This window comes from Pseudomonas sp. CFII64 (genome assembly GCF_000416235.1).
In the GTDB taxonomy this organism is placed as follows: Bacteria; Pseudomonadota; Gammaproteobacteria; order Pseudomonadales; family Pseudomonadaceae; genus Aquipseudomonas.
In genome coordinates this window covers 170,171-192,692 of record NZ_ATLO01000047.1, presented here as the reverse complement: position 1 = coordinate 192,692, position 22,522 = coordinate 170,171, and the positions used below count along the sequence as shown (strand labels likewise).

General features: G+C 59.1%; 22 protein-coding genes. 9 read left to right on the top strand and 13 right to left on the bottom strand.

The annotated features are described in order from the left end of the window. Window positions 1–39: 39 nt before the first annotated feature. From msrQ to CFII64_RS22905, 6 genes are all read right to left on the bottom strand, one after another. The gene (gene msrQ, locus CFII64_RS22930; protein ID WP_020293238.1) at window positions 40–660 is read right to left on the bottom strand and encodes a protein-methionine-sulfoxide reductase heme-binding subunit MsrQ; all 621 of its coding nucleotides are present in this window, start codon (window positions 658–660) and stop codon (window positions 40–42) included. Continuing rightward, a complete protein-coding gene (gene msrP / locus CFII64_RS22925; RefSeq protein WP_020293237.1) occupies window positions 660–1,673 on the bottom strand; it encodes a protein-methionine-sulfoxide reductase catalytic subunit MsrP in 1,014 nt (337 codons plus the stop codon). Before msrP ends, msrQ begins: the two co-directional genes overlap by 1 nt. Window positions 1,674–1,738: 65 nt before the next feature. Beyond that, a complete protein-coding gene (pssA, locus tag CFII64_RS22920; RefSeq protein WP_020293236.1) occupies window positions 1,739–2,596 on the bottom strand; it encodes a CDP-diacylglycerol--serine O-phosphatidyltransferase in 858 nt (285 codons plus the stop codon). Window positions 2,597–2,752: 156 nt separating this feature from the next. Further along, window positions 2,753–3,769 carry a ketol-acid reductoisomerase gene (ilvC, locus tag CFII64_RS22915; RefSeq protein WP_020293235.1) on the bottom strand — a complete coding sequence of 339 codons (1,017 nt, stop codon included), beginning with the start codon at window positions 3,767–3,769 and terminating at the stop codon, window positions 2,753–2,755. Between the two features lie 48 nt (window positions 3,770–3,817). Continuing rightward, window positions 3,818–4,309, bottom strand: a complete 492-nt coding sequence (gene ilvN, locus CFII64_RS22910) for an acetolactate synthase small subunit (protein WP_020293234.1) — start codon at window positions 4,307–4,309, stop codon at window positions 3,818–3,820. Window positions 4,310–4,311: 2 nt separating this feature from the next. Next, the gene (locus CFII64_RS22905; RefSeq protein ID WP_020293233.1) at window positions 4,312–6,036 is read right to left on the bottom strand and encodes an acetolactate synthase 3 large subunit; all 1,725 of its coding nucleotides are present in this window, start codon (window positions 6,034–6,036) and stop codon (window positions 4,312–4,314) included. Window positions 6,037–6,440: 404 nt separating this feature from the next. Here CFII64_RS22905 and CFII64_RS22900 point away from each other — a divergent pair, with 404 nt between their 5' ends. Next, window positions 6,441–6,872 (top strand): DUF4124 domain-containing protein, encoded by a 432-nt coding sequence (locus CFII64_RS22900; RefSeq protein WP_020293232.1) that lies wholly within the window; start codon window positions 6,441–6,443, stop codon window positions 6,870–6,872. Between the two features lie 27 nt (window positions 6,873–6,899). Here CFII64_RS22900 and CFII64_RS22895 read toward each other — a convergent pair whose 3' ends face one another. The 3 genes from CFII64_RS22895 to mrcB are packed head-to-tail and all read right to left on the bottom strand — an operon-like array spanning window position 6,900 to window position 10,319. Next, entirely contained in the window at window positions 6,900–7,229 is a 330-nt protein-coding gene (locus CFII64_RS22895) for a YqcC family protein (RefSeq protein ID WP_020293231.1), read from the bottom strand. Next, window positions 7,229–7,981 carry a M48 family metallopeptidase gene (locus CFII64_RS22890; RefSeq protein ID WP_020293230.1) on the bottom strand — a complete coding sequence of 251 codons (753 nt, stop codon included), beginning with the start codon at window positions 7,979–7,981 and terminating at the stop codon, window positions 7,229–7,231. Before CFII64_RS22890 ends, CFII64_RS22895 begins: the two co-directional genes overlap by 1 nt. A gap of 16 nt (window positions 7,982–7,997) precedes the next feature. Beyond that, window positions 7,998–10,319 (bottom strand): penicillin-binding protein 1B, encoded by a 2,322-nt coding sequence (gene mrcB / locus CFII64_RS22885; protein ID WP_020293229.1) that lies wholly within the window; start codon window positions 10,317–10,319, stop codon window positions 7,998–8,000. Between the two features lie 129 nt (window positions 10,320–10,448). On the opposite strand from mrcB, the gene CFII64_RS22880 reads away from it, so the two are divergent. From CFII64_RS22880 to CFII64_RS22870, 3 genes are all read left to right on the top strand, one after another. After that, window positions 10,449–11,987: a bifunctional aminoglycoside phosphotransferase/ATP-binding protein gene (locus CFII64_RS22880; RefSeq protein ID WP_020293228.1), complete on the top strand. Its 1,539-nt coding sequence runs from the start codon at window positions 10,449–10,451 to the stop codon at window positions 11,985–11,987. Window positions 11,988–12,086: 99 nt separating this feature from the next. Then, the gene (locus CFII64_RS22875; RefSeq protein ID WP_020293227.1) at window positions 12,087–12,434 is read left to right on the top strand and encodes a pentapeptide repeat-containing protein; all 348 of its coding nucleotides are present in this window, start codon (window positions 12,087–12,089) and stop codon (window positions 12,432–12,434) included. 203 nt (window positions 12,435–12,637) lie between these two features. Further along, window positions 12,638–12,910: a TfoX/Sxy family protein gene (locus CFII64_RS22870; RefSeq protein ID WP_020293226.1), complete on the top strand. Its 273-nt coding sequence runs from the start codon at window positions 12,638–12,640 to the stop codon at window positions 12,908–12,910. A 196-nt stretch (window positions 12,911–13,106) separates the two neighbouring features. On the opposite strand, the gene deoC is transcribed toward CFII64_RS22870, so the two are convergent. Both deoC and CFII64_RS22860 read right to left on the bottom strand, forming a co-directional pair. Beyond that, window positions 13,107–13,895 carry a deoxyribose-phosphate aldolase gene (gene deoC / locus CFII64_RS22865; RefSeq protein WP_020293225.1) on the bottom strand — a complete coding sequence of 263 codons (789 nt, stop codon included), beginning with the start codon at window positions 13,893–13,895 and terminating at the stop codon, window positions 13,107–13,109. Between the two features lie 138 nt (window positions 13,896–14,033). Next, on the bottom strand, window positions 14,034–14,942 hold the full coding sequence (locus tag CFII64_RS22860; protein ID WP_044901626.1) for a ChaN family lipoprotein: 909 nt from the start codon (window positions 14,940–14,942) through the stop codon (window positions 14,034–14,036). A 109-nt stretch (window positions 14,943–15,051) separates the two neighbouring features. Between CFII64_RS22860 and CFII64_RS22855 the strand changes: the two genes are divergently transcribed. Continuing rightward, on the top strand, window positions 15,052–15,381 hold the full coding sequence (locus CFII64_RS22855) for a Rieske (2Fe-2S) protein (protein WP_044901625.1): 330 nt from the start codon (window positions 15,052–15,054) through the stop codon (window positions 15,379–15,381). Here the strand turns inward: CFII64_RS22855 and sfsA are convergent. Continuing rightward, window positions 15,342–16,100 carry a DNA/RNA nuclease SfsA gene (gene sfsA, locus CFII64_RS22850; RefSeq protein WP_020293222.1) on the bottom strand — a complete coding sequence of 253 codons (759 nt, stop codon included), beginning with the start codon at window positions 16,098–16,100 and terminating at the stop codon, window positions 15,342–15,344. The two genes, CFII64_RS22855 and sfsA, sit on opposite strands and share 40 nt — an antisense overlap. Next, entirely contained in the window at window positions 16,100–17,272 is a 1,173-nt protein-coding gene (locus tag CFII64_RS22845) for a pyridoxal phosphate-dependent aminotransferase (protein ID WP_020293221.1), read from the bottom strand. Before CFII64_RS22845 ends, sfsA begins: the two co-directional genes overlap by 1 nt. 381 nt (window positions 17,273–17,653) lie before the next feature. Here CFII64_RS22845 and dksA point away from each other — a divergent pair, with 381 nt between their 5' ends. From dksA to CFII64_RS22820, 4 genes are all read left to right on the top strand, one after another. Then, window positions 17,654–18,097: an RNA polymerase-binding protein DksA gene (dksA, locus tag CFII64_RS22840; RefSeq protein ID WP_020293220.1), complete on the top strand. Its 444-nt coding sequence runs from the start codon at window positions 17,654–17,656 to the stop codon at window positions 18,095–18,097. 284 nt (window positions 18,098–18,381) lie between these two features. After that, window positions 18,382–19,269 carry a tRNA glutamyl-Q(34) synthetase GluQRS gene (gene gluQRS, locus CFII64_RS22830; protein WP_020293218.1) on the top strand — a complete coding sequence of 296 codons (888 nt, stop codon included), beginning with the start codon at window positions 18,382–18,384 and terminating at the stop codon, window positions 19,267–19,269. A gap of 123 nt (window positions 19,270–19,392) precedes the next feature. Beyond that, entirely contained in the window at window positions 19,393–19,569 is a 177-nt protein-coding gene (locus tag CFII64_RS22825) for a hypothetical protein (protein ID WP_004879930.1), read from the top strand. Further along, window positions 19,553–22,507, top strand: a complete 2,955-nt coding sequence (locus tag CFII64_RS22820) for a sensor histidine kinase (protein ID WP_177325441.1) — start codon at window positions 19,553–19,555, stop codon at window positions 22,505–22,507. Before CFII64_RS22825 ends, CFII64_RS22820 begins: the two co-directional genes overlap by 17 nt. Window positions 22,508–22,522 lie beyond the last annotated feature (15 nt).

Here is a 22,522-nt window from a genome sequence, read left to right as displayed (position 1 = left end):
CGAATTATAGACAGATTCGAGAGGCCGTCAATCCTTAATTTACGTTTTTATTACAGGAACATTCTTTTTCTGTCTAACACGCTGGATTCGCCGAGCAATCATTGGGATTCGCATAAGAACAAGCGCTATGCCAATAACAGCATAAAGCGCCCATTCCTTTAGATCCGCCCTGACAATCCAGAGCATATGCAACAGCCCCAACCCTAAAATCACATATATAAGCCGATGAAGCTGCTTCCATCGGGCTCCCAATCGCCGCTGACTGTAGCGATTGGAAGTCACAGCCAGCGCCAGCAAACACAAGAAAGCCAGGCTTCCCACGATAATGTAGGGCCGCTTGACCAGTTCCGTACCCAACTGCGCCCAGTCCAGCCCAAGGATGAATACTGCATACGCGCTCATATGCATGACGACGTAAGCAAAGCACCAGAGCCCAAGCTGCCGACGCACCGAAATCCAGCCCGGCCAACCGGTCATGCGCTGCAACGGCGTCATTGCCAGAGTGATCAACAGCAGGATCAAGGTGCCCAATCCCAAGCGGTCCACCAGAACCTTTCCGGGATCAGGCCCCAAAGCGAAAATCCATGCCTGATAAAGCCAAAGGATTGGTGCAACACAGGCAGCCAGAAAGACGCCGAGGCGCCAGAACGGGTATCGCATCAATAATTCTTCCGCAAATCGAGGCCCGTATATAAGGAAGCGACCTCCTCTCCATAGCCGTTGAACATTTCGGTCTGCCGGATATTGGGGCTGAACAGCCCACTCGGCAGCCGACGCTCATGCGCCTGCGTCCAGCGCGGGTGGTCGACAGTCGGGTTTACGTTGGCATAAAAGCCGTACTCGCTGACGGCAATACTCTGCCAGGTGGTTTTGGGCTGCTCACTGACGAGGCTGATGCGCACAATGGATTTCACACTCTTGAAGCCATACTTCCATGGCACCACCAAGCGCAGCGGCGCGCCGTTCTGGTTGGGCAATTCGCGGCCATACATGCCTACAGCAAGAATGGCCAACGGATTCATTGCCTCGTCGAGCCGCAAGCCTTCTACATAAGGCCAATCGATCAAGGCAAAGCCGGAGCGCTGACCCGGCATGGTTTTCGGGTCCTGCAAGGTCTCGAAGCGGATGTATTTTGCCTTGGCGGTCGGCTCGACCTGCTTAAGCAATTCCGAGATAGGGAAACCTATCCAGGGGATGACCATTGACCAGGCCTCGACGCAACGTAGCCGGTAGATGCGCTCTTCCAACTGATACGGTTTCATGAAGTCTTCGAGCGCGTAGCGACCCGGCTTTGCAACCTCGCCGTCGATGACCACGCTCCATGGCTCGGTCTTCAGCGAACCGGCGTTTTGCGCCGGATCCCCTTTGTCGGTACCGAACTCATAGAAGTTGTTGTAGTGGGTCGCATCCTTGAAAGGCGTGATCGCCTCATCCTTGACGTTGACCGCTTGCCATTTCGTCGAAGGAAGTTTTTCCGCAAACCAAGATGGCGCCTTGCCTGGTTCGACATCGGCATAGCGGGAAGGATCAGCAGCGCTGGCCCAGCGCGGCATGGCACTGACGGCCAAACCTGCAATCGAGCTGCCCAACAGCGCGCGTCGGGAGAGATAGAGGGATTCAGGCGTGACGTCCGACTCTTTGCAGTCAGACGACGAGGAAAGCTTGATTAGCATGATGACTCCGCAGTCTATGGGGAACTGATGCACCAATAGACTGTGGAGTATGGGGGAAAATTAAATCACTCGGCAGATCTGTGACGACGCAGTCGTAACAAATATTGAACCGGACCGGATGCTGCATAGGCGAGGAAAATCAGCAGCAAGATGCGCGGCGGATCGCTGAATACCACGGCAAACACCAAAACGACCGCGAGGATTGCGACGAAGGGAACGCGACCCTTGAGATCCAGCTCCTTGAAGCTGTTGTACTTGATGTTGCTGACCATCAGCATCCCGGCAGCCGCTACCAACAATGCCACCAGGAATGACAGCTTCGAGCCCTGGATTCCGTAGTCGCTGAACGCCCACACCGTCCCGGCCACGACGCCTGCCGCAGCAGGGCTCGCCAAGCCGATGAAATAGCGTTTGTCGGCTTTGCCGACCTGGGTGTTGAAGCGCGCCAGACGCAGTGCAGCGCCCGCGACATAAATGAAGGCAACCATCCAGCCCACTTTACCCATGTCGCCCAACGCCCAGCCGAATGCCAGTAACGCGGGTGCGACGCCGAAGGCAACCATGTCGGATAAGGAATCGTATTCGGCACCGAAGGCGCTTTGAGTATTGGTCATACGCGCCACCCGACCATCCAGGCCATCCAGAACCATGGCGACGAAAATGGCGATTGCGGCAAACGCAAAATACTTGCTCGCCCCAGCAGCATCCCCGGCACTCAATGCACTCTGGGCGCTCATCGAGCTGATGATGGAATAAAAGCCGGCAAACAGATTCGCCGTAGTAAACAGGTTTGGCAGCAGATAGATACCGCGATGCCGGACCTTGCGCCCTTCGGCGTCATGCCCTTCTTCAATATGCTCATCGATCGGTAGCAGGCTTTCGGCGTCAGAGGCCTTGCTTGGCTCTTCAGGACGTTCGCTCATGGACTTTACCTTGCAACGGTGTGGAAAATTTCGACAGATGTCTGCGACGAGGGTTCGTCGGCAAACGATGCAGCTTTATACCAGAAGCGTCAGGCCCATACGAAAAAACGCGGCCAATTGGCCGCGTTTCCGTATTGCAGAACGAAGTCGAAAGACTTAGTTCTTGTCTTTGTCGACGATCTTGTTCGCTGCGATCCAAGGCATCATCGAGCGCAGTTGCTCGCCGATGATTTCGATGCCGTGCGCAGCGTTGTTACGACGCTTGGCGGTCATCGAAGGGTAGCCGGTGGCGCCTTCGCTGATGAACATCTTCGCGTATTCACCATCCTGGATGCGCTTGAGAGCGTTGCGCATGGCTTGACGGGATTCAGCGTTGATGACTTCTGGACCGGTCACGTATTCGCCGTATTCGGCGTTGTTGGAGATCGAGTAGTTCATGTTGGCGATACCGCCTTCGTACATGAGGTCAACGATCAGCTTCAATTCGTGCAGGCATTCGAAGTAGGCCATTTCTGGAGCGTAGCCGGCTTCAACCAGCGTTTCGAAACCTGCCTTGACCAGCTCAACGGTACCGCCACACAGAACGGCTTGCTCGCCGAACAGGTCGGTTTCGGTTTCGTCCTTGAAGGTGGTTTCGATGATGCCGGTACGACCGCCACCAACGCCCGAAGCGTAGGACAGCGCAACGTTTTTGGCGTTGCCCGAAGCATCCTGGTAGATCGCGATCAGGTCGGGAATACCGCCGCCTTTGACGAACTCGGTACGCACGGTGTGACCCGGCGCTTTAGGAGCGATCATGATTACGTCCAGGTCTGCGCGCGGCACGACCTGGTTGTAGTGAATCGCGAAACCGTGGGAGAAGGCCAGTGTTGCGCCTTGTTTCAGGTTAGGCTCGACTTCGTTCTTGTACAGCGCGGACTGGAACTCGTCTGGAGTCAGGATCATGACCACATCAGCAGCAGCGACAGCGGAAGCAACGTCAGTCACTTTCAAGCCGTGGGCTTCAGCTTTGGCGACGGTAGGCGAACCCTTGCGCAGGCCGACAGTGACATCAACGCCGGAGTCTTTCAGGTTGCACGCCTGAGCGTGGCCTTGGGAACCGTAACCGATGATGGCAACTTTTTTGCCCTGGATGATCGAAAGGTCGCAGTCTTTGTCGTAATAAACTTTCATGAAATTTCCTTTGTTATCCCGGCCGTTCAGGCCATTTGCTTAATTGGGTTAGATGCTCAGCACTTTGTCGCCGCGGGCAATGCCCGTAACGCCGCTACGTACTGTTTCCAGGATGGCAGCAGTGCCGATGGCCTGAATGAAGCTGTCCAGCTTGTCGCTCGTACCGGTCAGTTGCACGGTATAGACACTGGCTGAAACGTCAACGATTTGCCCACGGAAGATATCCGTGGTGCGCTTGATCTCGGCGCGCTGGGCGCCGGTGGCCTTGACCTTGATCAGCATCAGCTCGCGCTCGATATGGGCGCTTTCCGACAGATCCACCAGCTTGACCACTTCGACCAGCTTGTTGAGGTTTTTGGTGATCTGCTCGATCACCTCATCCTGGCCCACGGTGGTCAACGTCAGGCGCGACAGGGTCGGGTCTTCAGTCGGCGCCACAGTCAGGCTTTCGATGTTGTAGTTACGCTGCGAAAACAGGCCCACGACGCGAGACAAGGCACCCGGTTCGTTTTCCAGCAAAAGGGAAATGATGTGCCGCATGATTAAGTCCGCTCCGTCTTGCTCAGCCACATATCGCGCATGGAGCCGTCTTTGATCTGCATCGGGTAGACGTGCTCGGTGACGTCGACCTGAATATCGATAAACACCAGACGATCCTTCATGGCGAAGGCTTCTTCCATCATCGGCTTCAAGTCTTTGAGGTCGGTGATGCGCATGCCGACGTGGCCATAGGCCTCGACCAGCTTCACGAAGTCAGGCAGCGACTCCATATAAGAGTGCGAGTGACGACCGCTGTAGCTCATGTCCTGCCACTGGCGAACCATGCCGAGTACGCCGTTGTTGAGCAGGATGATCTTCACCGGCAAGTCGTATTGCAGGCAGGTCGACAGTTCCTGAATGTTCATCTGGATACTGCCTTCACCTGTCACGCAGGCAACGTCCGCGTCCGGGAAGCTCAACTTGACGCCCATGGCTGCGGGGAAACCGAAGCCCATGGTGCCCAGGCCGCCGGAGTTGATCCAGCGATTGGGTTTATTGAAGCGGTAATACTGCGCCGCAAACATCTGGTGCTGGCCCACGTCGGACGTGATGTAAGCGTCGCCCTTGGTCACTTCGCACAGTGTCTCGATGACTTTCTGCGGCTTGATGACGCTGCCGTCGCCCGGGTTGTACGGGAACATGTCGCGATCACCGCGCCACTCGTCGATCTGCTTCCACCAGTTGGCGACCAGCGTCTTGTCCGGGGTTTCGCCGATATCCTTCAAGGTGGCAACCATTTCGGTCAACACACTTTCCACCGGACCGACGATAGGCACGTCAGCCTTGATGGTTTTGGAGATCGATGCCGGATCGATGTCGATGTGGATGATCTTGGCGTTCGGGCAGAACTTCGCCGCGCCGTTGATCACGCGATCGTCGAAACGCGCGCCCACTGCCAGGATCACATCAGCGTGGTGCATCGCCAGGTTGGCGGTATAGCTGCCGTGCATCCCGAGCATGCCCAGGAACTGGCGATCCATACCCGGATAGCCGCCCAGGCCCATCAAGGTATTGGTCACAGGAGCATTAAGCGCCTGAGCCAGTTCGGTCAGTGGCTCGGAGCCATTACCCAGAATCACACCGCCGCCGGCGTAGATGATCGGACGCTTGGCTGCCAGGAGCATTTCCACGGCTTTGCGGATCTGGCCGGAATGACCACGAACCGCCGGGCTGTAGGAACGCAGCTTGGCTTTCTTGGGGAACACGTATTCGAATTTTTCCGCCGGGTTGGTCATATCTTTCGGGATATCGACCACAACCGGACCTGGACGACCAGACTGCGCCAGGTAGAAAGCCTTCTTCAGGACTTCCGGAATTTCCGAGGCGTGCTTGATCATGAAGCTGTGCTTCACGATCGGACGGGAAATACCGATCATGTCGGTTTCCTGGAACGCATCGGTGCCCACCAGCGTACTGGCGACCTGACCCGACAGAACAACCATCGGGATCGAGTCCATGTAGGCCGTCGCGATACCGGTGATTGCGTTGGTTGCGCCAGGGCCCGAGGTGACCAGCACCACGCCAGCCTTGCCGGTAGCGCGCGCGTAGCCATCAGCCATGTGCGTTGCCGCTTGTTCGTGACGAACAAGGATATGGCTCACGGCAGGTTCTTTGAACAGGGCATCGTAGACATGCAGGAGGGCGCCGCCAGGGTACCCGTAGATATGCTTAACGCCTTCGTCACGCAAAAAGCGGACGATCATTTCGCCGCCGGATAAAAGCTCCACGTTGTTCACCTCTAAAACGCCAGAATACCGCCCACAAACGAGGACGGGTCTTAATAGGTTTTACTGCCAAGCAGAGCATGAGCGACGGTGGTCGCCGACTACGTCAGCACTGACTGAGCAAGTATTGGGATGACCCCAGAGTGTTGCGGGGCTTTCCCACCCAGCGCGAGGTAACGCGTTGCGGGTGTAACAGGTCGGCGCGGGTGTGCGCCTCATGATCTACCGGGACGGCCTGCTTCTGGCAGTCCTTCCACAGCGAACTTTGGATTGTTGTGATTCGACCCTCCCAAGTCAAGTAATCCGTGAGGTTTCTTCACACTAAGCGCATGAAAAACCACCAGATGGGACCGCACGAGGGTGCTTATGGTAGGTTTGCGCGGTAAACAACACATCAAGGAAGCAGCATGCGTCGCGTGATTTTCTCCGCCCTCCTCGCACTGGCAATCGGCAATACCAGCCAGGCCGCGCAGATCTTCAAATGGGTCGATGCCCAAGGCGTCACTCACTTCGACGCCCAGCCTCCGGCGGGACAGGCCGCGCAGCAGATCAATACGGCACAACCACCACCGCCGGCATCGGCCCCGACGCCGCCACAGGGTGATGTTGATGGAGCGGCGCAGCAACGGGCTATCGACAAGCAGGTCAAGAAACAGATCGCGACCGAAGAGGCCAAGCGCAAGGAAAACTGCACGAAGCTGCGCACCAACCTCGCGCAGCTGCAGAACAACCCTCGCGTGCGTGAGCAGGTTGAAGGCGAGACCAAGCGTCTGTCGGAAGATGAGCGTCAGGATCGGATCAGCGAGACGCAAAAGGCCATCGAGGACTTTTGCGGCTGAGCGATTTAGCCGGACGCGAGCTAGCGCTTACGTGAACTCGGTGATCAATCGATCGAAATGCGCCAGCAGCTGTTGCAGGTATCGGGTTTCCTGGGCGCGAGAGGCGTAAACCATCTCGGCCATTTCGAGAATCCCGGACGCATTGGGCAGCGGCAGGTTCTGCTCAAGAATGATCTTCATGCGCGGCAGGAAGATCCACTGCAACCACTGCTCGAAGTCCAGCGTGTCGACACAAAACGGCTCGACACTGGACAGCGCCTGCTCGCTGGGTGGCGAATCGCTCCACCACCCCAGCACTCTCAATTCACGCTCGATCAGCAGCAGATGTTCCGCTACCTCAGGAAAGCGTTTGTCCATCATGCGCCAACCTTGGCTTTCTGGCGGGCCTGGGCAGCACCGGCTGAATCACCCTGCTTTTCACGGGCCTGGGCGATGATGTCCCAGAGACTGGCTTGCAGGCTCGGACGACCATTGGCATAGGTCAAACCGCGCTGCGCAAGCTGTTCGGCCTGGGCGGCATCGCCCTGGGCCAGACGCACCTGCGCCAGACGATAGATGACCTGCGGCTCACGAGGCGCGACACGCTGCGCACGCTCCAGGCTGGACGACGCACCATTGAGGTCGCCGCCGTTCTGCTGCTGCTGTGCGGTAGTCAGCAATGCCAGTACCGGGCCGTCCAGCTGCTCATCCGCCGACAGGCCACCGCCCGACGAAGGAATACCCGTCGGCGCCGACGCGGCAGGCGCGCTGTAAGGGGTGTTGTTGATCGGCGCGGTATTGATCGGCGCCTGATTTGCGGAGGTATCGATCGGCGCGCTGGTGCTGAACGGCACCTGTTCGGCCGGCGCGGCAAAAGTACCACCAGAACCGCCACCATTCGCGCCGCCGGGGATCATTACGACCACGCCGGAATCCTGCGGAACGGACTGGGTTTGTGCCGGAGCTTGCGCGGTATTAGGCCGATAAGCACCGTTACGCGATGCGGCAACGCGCTCGCCGTTGGAAACTTTCGAGCTGGAATCGACTACAGGAATCGAACCACGCTCCACACTGGCACAACCATTGAGCAAAGCCAGAGCTGTTAACGCTGGTATCAACCACTTGTTCACTTGATGTCCTCTTTGCTTAGTTCAACCAACCCTTGACCCAATCCATCACTGAATCGGCGGGGGCCGTATTCCCGCCACAGGCCGGGCCGGGTGCGGGTTCGCTGCCGCGAATATACGGCATCTGGACAGCATTCGGGCAGCTTGCGTCGGTGCCTTGTCCGGTCGCGGCATTGACCCACGCCTGAATCACGTTATCCGGCAACGGCATGTCCAGCGGCAACGGATCGGCCTTGCGCATGAAACTGGTCCAGACCTGCAATGGTCCGGTCGCACCGGTAAAAGGCGTCTTGCCATTGTCATCGCGGCCCATCCAGACCACTGCCAGCAAATCCTGGCTGAAACCCGCAAACCAACTGTCGCGGGAATCGTTGGTCGTGCCCGACTTGCCCGCCAGATTCAGCGAGCTTGGCAACACGTTATAGACAGACTTGCCCGTACCTTCGCGCATGACCCGCTGCATGGCGTTCTGCAGCAGATAGATGGAGCCCGGATCAAAGCGCTGCTGAATCTGGAACGGGTAGCGCTTGAGCGGCTCGCCCTCGGCAGTCAGGACGCTGCGAATCGAGCGCATGGGCGTATTGAAGCCGCCATTGGCGATGGTCTGGTACATCGTCGCGACCTGCATCGGGCTCAACGAGCCGGCGCCCAGCAGCATCGACGGATAAGTCGGCCAGTCAGCCTGCACACCCAGCTTGCCAAGGGTCTTGAAGACATTCGGCACGCCCAGTTCCAGGCCGATCTTGGCGCTGGACAGGTTGTAGGAGTGGGCGAGCCCCTGGTACAGGAAAATATTGCCGTGGGCCTTGTGATCGTAATTCTGCGGCTTCCAGATCTGGCCGTCCGCGCCTTTGACCTGGAACGGCTCGTCGGCCACCCAACTGGTCAGGGTGTACTTGCTCGGCTGTTCGAGCGCCGTGAGATAAATGACCGGCTTGACCAACGAGCCGATCTGGCGCACCGCGTCGATGGCTCGGTTGAACCCGGCATAGCCCGGCTGGCGGCTGCCGATCAAGGCCTGGACTTCGCCGGTTTCCGGGTTGGTCACGACCATTGCCGCTTCCATTTCGTCGACACCCTTGCGTCCGCTCAGCTTCTTGAACGTCTCGGTCATGGCCGCTTCGGACTTCATCTGCAGGATCGGATCGAAGCTGGTGAAGATTCGCAGCCCTTCTTCGGTCAAGTCTTCGTCGCGATAGTCTTCGCGCAATTGGCGCTTGACCAGATCCAGGAAAACCGGGAACGAGCTGTCGGCCAGACTGCCGGTTCGGGTAACCCCCAAAGGCATTTTCTTCGCGGCGGCGACCACTTCGGCCGTTGCCACGCCCTGCTGTTCAAGCAGATCAAGGACCAGATTGCGGCGCTCAAGTGCCCGCTCCGGATTGCGTCGCGGGTTGTAGTAGGACGGCCCTTTGACCAGACCGACCAGCAGCGCCACCTGATGCAGCTTGAGCTCGGACAACGGCTGGCTGAAGAAATACTGGCTGGCCAGACCGAAACCGTGCACGGCACGCTGACCATCCTGACCGACGAACACTTCGTTGAGGTAGGCCTCGAGAATTTCCTGCTTGCTGTAATGGATCTCCAGCAAGACCGCCATCATCGCTTCAGTCAGCTTGCGCGTGATGCTGCGCTCGTTGGTCAGATAGAAGTTCTTGACCAGCTGCTGCGTCAGCGTACTGCCGCCCTGGCGCATCTGCCCGGCGGAAGCATTGACCCAGAACGCGCGGGCGATGGACTTGGGCGAGACGCCGAAGTGGTGATAAAAGTCGCGGTCTTCGACAGTCACCAGCGTATCGAGCAGATACGGCGGCGCCTGATCCAGCTTGATCAGGATCCGGTCTTCGAGGTTTTTCGGGTACAGGCCGCCAATCATCAGCGGCTCAAGGCGGGCCACCGCGAGCTTCGCGCCATTGCCCGAACTCAGGTCGGCCACATAGTCGCCGGAAAAGCGCACACGAACCTGCTGCGCCGGGTCGGCACCTTCGTAAAACTGGAAGCCACGGGTATTGAGGTCAACCGTATTGCCGTTCACCGCCGCCGCGCCAGGGCCGTTGGCCACGCTTTCGCGACGATAGCCCAAGGCATCAAGCTCGATGAGGAAGTCGTCCTTGGTGAGCTTTTGCCCGACGAACAGTTCCAGCGGCCGTGCGTAGACCTTGGCCGGAATCGTCCAGCGCTTGCCGGAAAACTTCTCCTGGACGATGGCATCGAGATAGATGGCAAAGCCGGCCAGCACGACGAGACCGACGAGACTGAGCTTCAAAGCCCAGCCCATCCAGGTGCGCAGGCGGCTGGGGGCAGGTTTTTTTGGGGTTCGGGAAGAGCGAGTACGAGTCATGGCGGCGGATTATACGCACTTTGCAAGCGTTCGAAAGGCGGCCTTGACGGCGGTTTGCAGGCTTGCGCCAAGCGGCCATAATGGCCGCCTTGAGCCATTCACCAAATTATCACTTCTGAAGGATCGTCCGTGAGCCAGTCACTTCTTGCAGCCCTGCAAAACCCCGCCCTTTTTCCGCACCCGGTGGAGGGTTTCCAACTCATCGAAACGCACATTTCGTGGGTCCTGCTGACCGGTCCCTACGTCTATAAATTCAAGAAACCGGTCAACTTCGGCTTCCTCGACTTCACGACCCTGGCGGCTCGTGAACACTTCTGCAATGAAGAGCTGCGTCTGAACCAGCGCCTGACCGAAGACCTGTACCTGGAAGTCCTGCCGATTACCGGCACGGCCGACGCCCCACAGCTGGGCGGCGAAGGCAAAGCCATCGAGTACGCGCTGAAGATGCGTCAATTCCCGCAAAGCGGCCTGCTCAGCACCTTGCAGGCCAACGGCGAGTTGACCACCACGCATATCGACGAAATGGCTCGCCAGATCGCTCAGTTTCATATCAGCGCTCCGGTGGTCGCGGCCGATAACGAACTGGGTTCGCCTGACAGCGTCATGGCTCCGGTCCTGCAAAACTTTGAGCAGATTCGCCCGCTAATCAGCGAAAAGGCCGACCTGCTCCAACTCGATGCCCTACAAGCCTGGGCAGAATCCAGCTTCAATCGTCTCAAAACGTTACTGGGTCAGCGCAAGGCCGAGGGTTTTATCCGCGAATGCCACGGTGACATTCACCTGGGCAACATCACGCTGATCGACAACAAGGTCGTGATCTTCGACTGCATCGAGTTCAACGAGCCATTCCGCATGACCGATGTCTACGCCGACATCGGTTTTCTGGCCATGGACCTGGAAGATCGCGGCCTGAAATCCCTGTCGCGCCGCCTGATCAGTCAATACCTGGAGCTGACCGGCGATTATCAAGGCCTGGAGCTGCTGAACTTCTATAAAGCCTACCGCGCACTGGTGCGCGCCAAGGTTGCGCTGTTCAGCCTGCCCGCCGATGCCGATCCGGTCCAGCGCGGGGCCACCCTGCGTCAGTACCGCAACTACGCGAATCTGGCCGAGAGCTACAGCGCGATCCCTTCCCGCTTCCTGGCGATCACTCACGGCGTGTCGGCTGTGGGCAAAAGTCATGTGGCCATGCGCCTGATCGAATCTCTGGGTGCGATCCGCTTGCGCTCCGATGTCGAGCGCAAACGCTTGTTCGCAGCCAAGGACGCCGAGCTTTACGGCGCCGATGCGAGCATCGCTACGTATGAAAGCCTGCATGTGTTGGCCGGCGTAGTGTTGCGTGCGGGCTTCCCGGTGGTGGTTGACGCGACTTATCTCAAGCAGGCCCAGCGCGCAGCCGCCGCCAAAGTGGCCGAAGCCACTGGCGTTCCGTTCCTGATTCTGGACTGCGAAGCACCGCAAGCAGTGATTGCTGGCTGGCTGGCCCAGCGTCAGGCGGCAAATGTCGATCCGTCCGACGCGACGCTGCAAGTGATCGAGGCTCAACAGGCCAGTCGCGAGCCGTTGAGTGCCGAGGAAGTGCTGCATAGCAAACACGTGCAGACCAATCAGAGCGCGGATCTGGATAGCCTGGTCGAGAACATTCGTCAGCGTCTTCCGGGCCTCTGAAACATCTTCGAGCCGTTTGGCATTTAGCGCTTCACGGCTCGAAAATAGTGGCGATATACTGGCGCCATAATTCCAACGCAATAAAAAACGAGAGGCGCTATGACTCAGCCGAAAATTCTGGATTCCTTCCTGTATGCGCTGCTGCGCAAGGACGATGTGGCCGGTTTCAACCTGCAGAAACCCAGGTCCGGCACCGTGGATCTGGCTGGGGGTGATTTTCGCGGCCTGGATCTGCGCGCCCTGGACACCGAACGCATCGACTTTACTGATGCCTACTTCCGTTCGGCGGATTTGCGCGGGCTGGATTTGCGTAATACGCCCATGGAAGGCGCCAGCATTGCCCACGCGCAGATCTCCGGTGCGTTTTTCCCCGCAGAGCTGTCGGCGGACGAGATTCTGATGTCGGTCAATTTCGGCACTCGTATGCGTTATCGCACGGCCAGATAGCTCAGCTGACCCACGGCCATACAAAATCCCGACATGCGCAACGCATGTCGGCATGCCTGGTTAGTGCCCGTCCCGCCCCCTCCGTTCTGCTGTTTATCGCGATGCAGCCTCCCCTTCCTACACGCCGACAGGCCACGGACTACACTGGTTGTGGTTCAACTGCGTTTGTTTAACGTCGGAGCTCAGCATCGCATGGAGGCATGATGAACGATGAACTGCAACACCTCAAAAACCTCGGTAAAACGTCATCTCAATGGTTGCACGCTGTCGGTATCCACAGCCCATCGGATTTACGGCGAATGGGGTCCGTCGGGGCGTATCAGGCTGTACGCAAGCGTGGGTTCCGGGCAACCAAAGTGCTGCTGTATGCAATCGAGGCGGCGCTCATGGATATTCACTGGATCGATCTGCCGATTGATCGCAAGGCCGACCTGAATCATCAATTAAACGGCACGTCACGACAGACCAAGCTTTGAAAGCCGTCACGCTGAACGGAAAAATAAACCGTTGACATGCAAATGAGAATCGCTATGATTATCACAACTGGTCGCGAGACTGGCCGATACCTGAGAGACCTTGGTTCGGACTTTCAGATTATCTCCTCATCAGGCTAATCACGGTTTTTGACCCGGCTCTTTGCCGGGTCTTTTTTTGCCTGCGAAAAAGTCGGCATCAATAACAGTTGCCTTGCGGCCCTGGCGCGAGCACGCCCAACTGGATCAGCAGATCGTCCAGCAAACTGGACGCGCCGATACGCACTCGCTCGGCGGTCAGCCAATGAGGACCGAAGCGCGCCTGGGTCATGTCGAGATACTGCTTGGCGTCCTGGAACGTCCGGATACCTCCCGCGTACTTGATACCGACCTGGCCTCCCACTTCCGCGATACTTTCCAGCATGATTCGCGCGGCCTGGGGCGTCGCGCTGACGACCACCTTGCCCGTGCTGGTCTTGATGAAGTCCGCACCCGACAGGATCGCACCACGGCTGGCGTCCAGAATCGTTTGCGGATCCCGCAGATCGCCGGTTTCCAGCGTCACCGTCAAGCGGGTACGCGGGCCGCAGGCATCCCGACACGCGGCCACCAGATCCATTCCAACCTGCTGATCGCCGCAGAGCAGCGTGCGAAACGGGTAGACCACATCGATTTCATCCGCGCCGGCCATTACCGCAGCCCGGGTTTCGGACGCCGCAGACTCGATATTCGCGGAGCCGTACGGGAAATTGACCGCCGCCACCACGCGGATGTCAGGCGTACGCAGCCGGTCAAGCGCGGTGCGGGCCAGCAGGACAAACTTTGGATAGACGCAAACGCTGGCGACCGGCCCCAAGGGGGTCAGCGCTCGCTGACACATACCGATAATGCGCTGGTCGGTGTCGTCTGCATTGAGCGCCATTAGATCAAGCAGGCCGATTGCCCGCCGTGCCAACTGCTCATCGTCAGCTTTTATATCTGTGCTCATTTCTCGCCTCGATCCTTTGCAAGTTCAGGAGCTAGACGATATATGAGCCTCAACCTCGCAAACCGGCTGACCGACGTTCAAGGAACAGGACTACGCAAAAAACAGAAATTTCCGAAGAGGAACCCTGGTCTGCGCCGCTCAGTTTCCAGGCGCAGGCTTACGCATCCCGGCGCAATAATCCTGATCGGGAGTCGCTGCGGTAAACCAGACGTAATCCGCGCTGGCCGGGTCCACGTCGGTGCCGAGCTGACTGAAAATCAGTACGACTGGCGGCTCTGTCGCGCCGAGGTCCGCCATATGCAGCGGCACACCGACGTCTTTGCGCACGTGCCAGCTCCCGGCAAACAACAGCGCCGGAGCCGGGGCAGCCATCAGCCGCTCGGCCATCCGCCGGTCACGCATCTGTTGAATGGCGACCATGGCGGGCAATTGTTCTTCGGGCAACAGGCCGCAATGGGACGCACGAACCTGTTCCAGCAACTTTTCGCGCACGCTGGGGGACGACGACAACGTGCCCTCGACTCGCGGTGGCTGCTGGTAGATCGACATGACTTCAGCGGTGTCCAGATTGGCGGCAAGCAGCGGATAGGGTTGCGCGATTGCGTACCTGACAATCGGACCATACAGGGCCCAGTCCCAGCCTTTCTGCCAATGCAATGCTTTGGACAGGTCGGGCGGGAATTGGCCCCGGGCGATGTCGGCGCGAACCGCATCAACCGATGCCTGCTGATCCGGATTGAGCATTTCCAGCAGCAGGCTGCCCTGCTGGCGACGATCAGCCAATACCTGTAAAAGCCAAAGCTGTAACGCGTGGTGATCGGGATTATCATGCAGCTCCCCAACCAGAACACGCGGTGCCAGGGAGAGCCGTTCGGCAAGCTGCTGCGGCGTCAGCTCTTGCCCGCTCTTGATGTCATGAATCATGCCTGAATCCAAATCCTCACGCCCAAGCGGGCTCTGCGAAAGGGATATATTCGGCAACGAAGGTGGCCCTTGGCAAGCACTCAGCAGCAAGAATGCCAGTATGCAAAGCAGACAACGCGTCATTCCAACCTCTCAAGAGATGAAGATCATGGCCGCAATGCCACGAAAATCGCGACAATTCATACCGACATAAACGGTAAAGATTATTCCGCCGCCCTCCAAGGAGAAACCTCTGAAATTGCTCTGCGCCGGTCGCGATATACCGGAAGGCCAAAGCCGTGGCCTGAAACTGGACGGCCGTAATCTGCTGGCGATACGTCGCGACGGCCAGATTTACGTCTATCAGAACCGCTGCCCGCATCGGGGCGTCGCCCTGGAATGGCAGGAAAACCAGTTTCTGGACCCCAGCGCCAGCCTGATCCAGTGCGCGACCCATGGCGCGCTGTTCCTGATCGAAAGCGGAGAATGCGTGGCCGGGCCTTGCGAAGGCCAATCGTTGCAGGCCATCGCCTGTCATGAAGATCAGGACGGAATCTGGATCACCGCCAACGACAAGGCCTGAACGGGGTCCAGCTCCCAGCGAAGTTGCAGAGGCCGGTCGATGAATATCTCTTCGGCTGTCAGCTGGACGCCATAGGCCAGCACTTCGACCCCTGCGGCCATCGCCTCGCGCAACGCGGCTGCATAACCGGGGTCGATCTCTGCGGCGGGCCTGACCGCTTCGACGCCGGTCAGGTTGACGCAATACAGCAACACGGCACGCACACCGTCCCGGGCCAGGCTCGCCAGCTCCCGCAAGTGCCGGGCGCCGCGCAGGGTGACGGCGTCGGGAAATGCCGCGACCGGCGATCCGTCAAAGCCCAGGGTCACGCTCTTGACCTCGACGAACGCCGGGCCAGCAGGGTAATCCAGACGAAAATCAACCCGGCTCTTTTCCTGCCCGTACGCCACTTCGCGTTTGAGGCCGGTGAAACCGTTCAGCTCACTGATGACGCCTGCGCGCAAGGCTTCTTCCACCAGATGATTGGCGCGTCCGGTATTGATGCAGGCCAGCCGCCCTTGTGGGGTTTCGCTGATTTCCCAGGTCCCGGGCAACTTGCGTTTAGGGTCGCTGGAACGACTGAACCAGACCCGTCCGCCCGGCATCATGCAATTGAACATCGAGCCGGTGTTCGGGCAATGAATGGTCAGCAGCTCACCGCTGGCGGTTTCGATATCGGCCAGGAAGCGCTTGTAACGCAGCACCAGCACACCTTGTTCGAGTTCCGGAGAAAAACGCATCAGCTTTGCCAGCTCCGCAGCCCGCGAGCGATTCGCTCAACGGCTTGTTGCAGACGCGGCAGGCTCTGGGTGTAGGCAAAACGCACATGATGACCGGCCTGAAAACGGCCGAAGTCCAGCCCTGGCGTGATCGCTACGTGTTCGGTTTCCAGAAAGTGTCGGCAAAACGCGAACGCATCGCCGCCGAAGGCGCTGATGTCGGCGTACAGGTAAAACGCACCCTCCGGCTCCACCTGGATCTTGAAGCCCAGTTCACGCAAGGCTGGCAGCAGGAAGTCCCGGCGCAGGCCGAATTCGGCGCGGCGCTGTTCGAGAATTTCCAGGGTTTGCGGTTCGAAACAGGCCAGCGCGGCGTATTGCGCCATGCTCGGCGCGCTGATGTAGAGGTTCTGCGCGAGCTTCTCCAGATCTGCGACCGCATCGGGCGGCGCGACCAGCCAGCCAAGCCGCCAGCCGGTCATGCCGAAATATTTCGAAAAACTATTCAGAACGAACGCGTCATCGTCGACCTCCAGCACACTCGCCGCGTCCGTGCCGTAAGTCAGCCCGTGGTAGATCTCGTCCACCACCAGATGGCCGTTTCGCGCTTTGAGCGCTGCCGACAATGCCGCCAATTCGTCGCGATGCAGCAGCGTGCCGGTGGGATTGGCCGGGGAAGCAACCAACGCGCCCACGCTGTCTTGATCCCAATGTTTCGCCACCAATTCGGGCGTCAGTTGATAACGCACGTCCGGACCGACGGGCACCAATTGCGCGGCGCCTTCGACCAGGCGCAGAAAATGACGATTGCAGGGGTAACCCGGATCGGCCAGCAACCAGTGTTTGCCGGGATCGACCAGCAAGCTGCTGGCCAGCAACAGCGCACCGGACCCTCCGGGCGTCACCAGAATCCGGCCGGGGTCGATGCTCACGCCATAACGCTGCGCATAGAATCCAGCGATGGCTTCGCGCAACTCCGGCAAGCCACGCGCAGCGGTGTAGCGAGTCTTGCCCGCCGCCAGCGCGGCCTGCCCGGCGGCAATGATCGGCGCGGCGGTGGTGAAGTCCGGCTCACCGATTTCCAGGTGAATGACATCGTGCCCCGCGGCCTGCAGTTCATTGGCCCGCGCCAGCAAAGCCATGACATGAAAGGGTTCGATGGCGCGACTGCGCGCACTGTAGGGCTGAGCCATTAGCCTTCCTTAATGAAAAAAACAGAGCCGGATAAACAGGCCGGATACCTTGCGCGGACGATTCTACCCAACCTCGTGCAAGCCGGTAGCTAAAAAGGTGTGGCCAGCGCAATGACCCGTTTGACCAATGTTTGAAGGGCGTAGCTATCCAAACGAGTGCAACGCCAACGATGGGAACGAGGTTTGCCAAAGTTATTCCCAACCCGATGCTGTGGCCGGGGCTATGATCAAGTGTGCTATCGCGCGCTCATGCACGACAACCGGGAGTAGCGCGCTCCGATTTGATCTGGTAAGTTCGCCCGCTTGCAGCCGCAGGGCCGGCAGGTGTCGGCGATGTCTAAATCCTGCGCAATGGATTAAAGAGTGAGAGGCGGTCCATTCATGCCCACCCAAGAAAAGCAGCAGAACAACCAGGTAGCTGGTGACTTCAAACCTTACGAAATCAGTAAGGGTGAGGAGTACATGAGCGAAAAGATGCGTGCTCACTTCACCAAGATTCTTGGCAGCTGGAAGTTGCAGTTGATGCAAGAGGTCGATCGGACCATGCATCACATGAAAGATGAAGCTGCCAACTTTCCCGACCCGGCGGATCGCGCCAGCCAGGAAGAAGAATTCAGCCTGGAGTTGCGCGCCCGTGATCGCGAGCGCAAGTTGATCAAGAAAATCGACAAAACGTTGCAGCTGATCGAAGACGAAGAATATGGCTGGTGTGAATCCTGCGGCGTAGAGATCGGCATCCGCCGCCTCGAAGCCCGCCCAACCGCTGACCTTTGCATCGACTGCAAAACGCTGGCGGAAATCAAGGAAAAGCAGGTCGGCAAGTAAGCGACCGGCAACCTTGAACCAGAGGACGCTTCGGCGTCCTTTGTTGTTTTGCGGTCGATTATTGTTGAAGGTTTACTGTAGGACCGGCTTTAGCCGGGAGGGCAATTGGTGCTCGCGTGCTCTCGTGCTCTCGTGCTCTCGCGACTAAAGTCGCTCCTACGGTCGCTCCTACGGTCGCCCCTACGGTCGCTTCGAGGGTCGCTCCTACGGCTGATTCGCGGGCAAGCCTCGCTCCAACAAGCCAGATATCGAAGCCCGCCCCAATCTCCAGTAACATCGCGCCCATGAAATCCCCCTCGTACATCGGGCGCTTTGCGCCGACACCCAGCGGTTATCTGCACTTCGGCTCATTGGTCGCCGCTCTGGCCTCGTACCTCGACGCCCGTTCGGTGGGTGGGCGATGGCTGATGCGCATGGAAGATCTCGACCCGCCCAGAGAAGTCCCCGGCGCACAAACGGCGATTCTCGATACCCTCGAACGCTACGGTTTTGAATGGGATGGCGAGCTGGTCAGGCAAAGTCAGCGCCACGACGCCTACGCGCAGATCGTCAATCGCTGGCTCAGCCAAGGGCTGGCGTATGCCTGCACCTGCTCGCGCAAACAGCTGGAGCCGTTCGCCGGGGTTTATCCGGGGATTTGCCGGGACGCCGGTCACGACTGGGAAAATGCCGCCATTCGGATTCGCGTGCCGGAAGTGCAGTACGCGTTCGAGGATCGAGTCCAGAGCCATTTTCAGCAGCATCTGGGCCGTGAAGTCGGGGATTTCGTGATCAAGCGCCGCGACGGTTTGTTCGCCTATCAACTGGCTGTGGTGATCGACGACGCCTGGCAAGGCATCACGGACGTGGTGCGCGGCGCCGACTTGCTCGACTCCACCCCGCGCCAGCTGTACCTCCAGGAATTGCTCGGCGTTGCGCCCCCTCGCTACCTGCATGTGCCACTGATCACGCAGCCGGATGGCAACAAACTGGGCAAATCCTATCGTTCGCCACCCCTGGCGACGGATCAGGCGACGCCTCTATTGTTGCGGGCGTTGCGCGCGCTGGGACAGCCGGTCGATAGCCAGCTGGCTTATGGCTCGCCGCAAGAGGTTCTCAAGTGGGCCATCGAGCGCTGGAACGTTGCGTTGATCCCCCAGGTTCGCAACCTTGAAGAAGCGCGCATAGACTGAGCTAGAGCGGTCGCGATCAACTTGTATAGACGGGTGATGAAACGCCCCTTGCAGGTTACGCGCCATCCGTTACCATGCCGCTCCTCATCCCCGGCAACGCGAACGAATCGCGCAGGAGGCCACATGTATATTTACCGGTTGGTCCTGTTGCTGGTGGTCGGCATTTACCTGTTCTCTCCGGCCATCATGGATTGGTGGATAGATGCGACCGGCGCCTGGTATCGCCCGTATCTGCTGTGGCTGATCCTGATCGTGGTCACCTTCATTCTCCAGAGCCAACGAGATGCCGATGAGCTTTAGCCTGACCCAGATGATTCTGGTCAGCGCCGCCTATTTATTAGTGCTGTTCGGCGTGGCATGGATCAGCGAGCGCGGTGTCATTCCCCGCTGGATCATTCGCCACCCGCTGACCTACACCTTGTCGCTGGGCGTCTATGCCAGTGCCTGGGCGTTCTACGGAACAGTCGGTCTGGCCTATCAGTACGGCTATGGATTCCTTTCCAGTTACCTCGGCGTTTCCGGGGCGTTTCTGCTGGCACCGGTGTTGCTGTATCCGATCCTGAAAATCACTCGCACCTATCAGCTTTCATCGCTGGCCGATCTGTTCGCGTTCCGCTTCCGCAGTACGTGGGCGGGCGCGCTGACCACTATTTTCATGCTGATCGGCGTACTGCCCCTGCTGGCGCTGCAAATCCAGGCGGTGGCCGACTCCATTGGCATTCTCACCCGCGAGCCGGTGCAGAACCGCGTTGCCCTCGCCTTCTGCGCGCTGATTACCCTGTTCACGATTTTCTTTGGCTCGCGCCACATCGCCACTCGGGAAAAACACGAAGGCCTGGTGTTCGCCATCGCCTTTGAGTCAGTGATCAAGCTCATCGCCATTGGCGGCATCGGCCTGTACGCGTTGTATGGCGTTTTTGATGGCCCGCAAGCGCTGGAACAATGGCTGTTGCAGAACCAGAGCGCTTTGGCGGCGCTGCATACGCCGCTGCAAGAAGGCCCATGGCGCACCTTGCTGCTGGTGTTCTTCGCCTCGGCCATCGTCATGCCGCACATGTATCACATGACATTTACCGAAAACCTCAGCCCGCGCTCGCTGGTCAGCGCCAGCTGGGGCCTGCCGCTGTTCCTGCTGTTGATGAGCCTGGCGGTGCCGTTGATTCTCTGGGCCGGGCTCAAGCTCGGCGCGACCACCAGCCCGGAATACTTCACGCTGGGCATCGGCATTGCGGTCAACAGCAAGGCGCTGGCCCTGCTCGCGTATGTGGGTGGGCTGTCGGCGGCCAGCGGCTTGATCATCGTCACCACGCTGGCGCTGTCGGGCATGGCCTTGAATCACCTGGTCCTGCCGCTTTATCAGCCGCCCGCCGAAGGCAATATCTACCGTTGGCTGAAATGGACCCGGCGCGGCCTGATCGTCGCGATCATCATGGCCGGCTACGGTTTCTATCTATTGCTCGGCGCGCAGCAGGATCTGGCCAATCTGGGCATCGTCGCGTTCGTGGCGACCCTGCAATTCCTGCCGGGCGTGCTGTCGGTCCTGTACTGGCCGGCCGCCAATCGTCGCGGCTTCATCGCCGGATTGCTGGCGGGCATCTCGGTGTGGATGGTCAGCATGCTGTTGCCGTTGATCGGCAACTTCCAGGGTTTTTATATCCCGCTGCTGAACATGATCTACGTGCTGGACGATACCAGCTGGCACATGGCGGCAATCGCCTCGCTGGCAGCCAACGTGTTGCTCTTCACCCTGATTTCCCTGTTCAGCAATCCCAGCCCGGAAGAAGCCAGCGCCGCCGAAGCCTGCGCGGTGGACAACGTGCGCCGCCCGCAACGTCGCGAATTGCACGCCGCTTCGCCGCAGGAATTCGCCACGCAACTGGCCAAGCCGCTGGGAGCCAAGGCCGCGCAGAAGGAAGTCGAACAGGCGTTGCGCGATCTTTACCTGCCGTTTGACGAGCGTCGTCCGTACGCGCTGCGACGTCTGCGCGACCGCATCGAAGCCAACCTGTCGGGATTGATGGGCCCCAGCGTGGCTCAGGACATGGTCGAGACGTTCCTGCCGTACAAATCCGGTGGCGAAAACTATGTCACCGAAGATATCCACTTTATTGAAAGCCGCCTTGAGGACTACCACTCGCGCCTGACCGGGCTGGCGGCGGAACTCGATGCCCTGCGCCGCTATCACCGGCAGACGTTGCAAGAGCTGCCCATGGGCGTGTGCTCGCTGGCCAAGGATCAAGAGATCCTGATGTGGAACAAGGCCATGGAAGAACTGACCGGCATCGGCGCCCAACGTGTAGTCGGCTCGCGACTTGAGACCATCACCGAACCCTGGAAAGAGTTGCTGCTCGGTTTTATCAATCTTCCCGACGAGCATCTGCACAAGCAGCGCTTGGCACTGGATGGCCAGACGCGCTGGCTGAACCTGCATAAAGCCGCCATCGACGAGCCCCTGGCCCCCGGCAACAGCGGCCTGGTATTGCTGGTCGAGGATTTGACCGAGACGCAGATGCTTGAAGACAAACTGGTCCACTCCGAGCGGCTGGCCAGCATCGGTCGTCTGGCGGCTGGCGTGGCCCACGAGATCGGCAACCCGATTACCGGCATCGCCTGCCTGGCGCAGAACCTGCGCGAAGAGCGCGAGGACGATGGCGAACTGACCGAAATCAGCAGCCAGATTCTGGAGCAGACCAAACGCGTTTCACGCATTGTGCAGTCGTTGATGAGCTTCGCCCATGCCGGCGGCCATCAACATACCGACGAAGCGGTGTGCCTGGCCGAGGTCGCACAGGATGCCATTGGTCTGCTGGCCCTGAACCGGCGCAACTTCGAAGTGCATTTCTATAACCTGTGCGATCCCGATCACTGGGTCGATGGCGACCCGCAACGGCTGGCCCAGGTGCTCATCAATCTGCTTTCCAATGCCCGCGACGCCTCGCCTGCGGGCAGTGCGGTGCGGGTGCGCAGCGAAGTTTCCGAACACACTGTCGACCTGATTGTGGAAGACGAAGGCAGTGGTATTCCGAAAGCAATCATGGATCGATTGTTCGAACCCTTCTTCACCACCAAGGATCCAGGTGAAGGTACCGGACTGGGCCTCGCACTGGTCTATTCCATCGTTGAAGAGCATTATGGACAGATCACCATCGACAGCCCGGCCGACCCCGAGCACCAGCGCGGTACCCGTATTCGGGTGACATTGCCGCGACATGTCGAAGCGACGTCCGCTGTGAACTGAGACCGTCGAGAGAAC